At 63.6% G+C, this 1,919-nt stretch carries 2 protein-coding genes; one reads left to right on the forward strand and one right to left on the reverse strand.

Annotated elements, in window-relative coordinates:
* Window positions 1–66: 66 nt before the first annotated feature.
* Window positions 67–801 carry a class I SAM-dependent methyltransferase gene (locus VJ307_05690; GenBank protein HJX73631.1) on the reverse strand — a complete coding sequence of 245 codons (735 nt, stop codon included), beginning with the start codon at window positions 799–801 and terminating at the stop codon, window positions 67–69.
* A 140-nt stretch (window positions 802–941) separates the two neighbouring features.
* Here VJ307_05690 and VJ307_05695 point away from each other — a divergent pair, with 140 nt between their 5' ends.
* Window positions 942–1,892 carry a transporter gene (locus VJ307_05695; protein ID HJX73632.1) on the forward strand — a complete coding sequence of 317 codons (951 nt, stop codon included), beginning with the start codon at window positions 942–944 and terminating at the stop codon, window positions 1,890–1,892.
* Window positions 1,893–1,919: the final 27 nt, after the last annotated feature.

A 1,919-nucleotide genomic window follows, 5' to 3' on the forward strand; every position in this document is an offset into this window, starting at 1 on the left:
CGGCAAGGAGGGCTGCCAGGACGGAAAACGCCCGGACCACCGGTTTTCCCCCGTACCGCCCCTTCGTCACGGTTTCCCCGCCAGGCACACGAGGGCTTCCGATTCCGGAGAAAAGTCGGACCCGGCGAAATCCCCGAAATACCGGATCCGCGGGAAGCCGGCCCGCGTCAGCATCTCCCACAGTTCATCGGGATAGAGAGGGTAGAGGGGGATCTCGTTTCTCACGACACCGGGCTGGCCGCCCCCGGAGAACCTGAGCGCGGTCTGGAACCTGACTTTCCGGTTTCCCTCCCAGACGTAGCTCCGGCGGAACTCGATCGCCCCCTCCTCCGCGCTCATGAGGGGAAGCATCGTGACGTTTCCGAGCAGGAGGCGCTCGTAGTTGAGGATCTGGAGGAGGATCTCCCCTTCCCCCGAAGTGACCGAAGCGGCGTCTTGGAGGAAGCGCGCCGCCTCGTCTTGGGATACGTGGACCAGCGAGTTGCCCAGACAGAGAACGAGGTCGGCCGGCGGAGAGACGATCCGACGGACGTCGGAGAACCCGCCGATCTCCAGGCGCGCGCGGGGAAAAGGGGCCAGTTTCGCCCTTGCCAGGGCGACCAGGGCCGGATCCGGGTCGAAACCCACGCACTCGACCCCCGCGGAGGCGAAGGGAAGCAGCTGCGCCCCGGAGCCGCAGCCGGCATCGGCGACACGGTGAACCCGCCCCGTTGCGAGGAGCCTGTCGAAAAGGGCCCGCTGGGCCTCGGATACCGGGAAGAGCGCGTCGTAGACGTCGCTCAGGTCCGTGTAGAACGCCAATGCACCTCCGTCCGTCGCGCCCTATTGTAGCAGGAAGTAACGCGGTTTCCCAAAAGAAAAGGTTGACGGGCGCGATTTTCCGCGGATATGTATGGGAAAGCCTGTTCGAGGCAATAGGGAAGAAATCAAGGAGGGGGGGAATGATGAAACGGGGTTTGGCCGTCTTGTTTGTTGCCGTTCTCTTCACGGGGATCCACGGCACTCCGGCGCGGGCGTTCGACCAGCCGCTTCTCAATTTCGGCCTGACGAACGTTCTGGACGGGGCGGTGCCGGGCCCGGGAACCTACTTCTTCGAGTACGTGCAGATTTGGCAGTCCGGCGAATTCAAGGACAAGGACGGGAACGACATCCCGGGCAGCCCGCGCGTCGGATTCGTCCTTTCCATGAACCAGCTGGCGCACATCTCGAAGACCACCGTCCTGGGGGGGAACCTGGGGATCGACTTCTTGCTGCCCATCGGCTCGCTGACCGCGGGCGGAAACTTCGGACCCGGGGGACCGCCCATCTCCGCGAACCCGGGACCGATCGGGGATGTCATCATCGGGCCCTTCATCCAGTGGTTCCCCCACAAGCTCCTCGGGCGTCCCTTCCTGCACCGGTTCGAACTGGACGTGATCGTTCCCACGGGCCACTACGACAAGAAGTACACGATCAACCCCGGGGCGAACCTCTGGACGATCGAGCCCTACTATGCGTTCACCTGGTTCCTCACCCCGCAACTGTCGACTTCCTGGCGGATCCACTACACCTACAACACGAAGAACGACGATCCGTGGGAGGTGCTGCAGAGCCTCGGGATCAACGAGGTCAAGCCGGGCCAGGCCTTTCACTTCAATTACTCCCTGGAGTATGAGGCGGTCAAGAACCTTCGGCTCGCCGCCGCCGGGTATTACCTCAAGCAGTTGACGGACACCGAGTTCAACGGGAGTGACGTGTCCGACCGCAAGGAGCAGGTATTCGCCATCGGGCCCGCCGTTCACTGGATCACGAAGAGCGGCCTCGTGCTCGCGTTGAAAACCGCCTTCGAGTCGTCGGCCGAGAACCGCCCGCAGGGGAATCGGACGACCTTCCGGATCATCTACAAGTTCTGAGGGGGACGGCCGGGTTCGGGAACCGGG

The organism is Candidatus Deferrimicrobiaceae bacterium (assembly GCA_035256765.1).
GTDB lineage: Bacteria > Desulfobacterota > Deferrimicrobia > Deferrimicrobiales > Deferrimicrobiaceae > CSP1-8.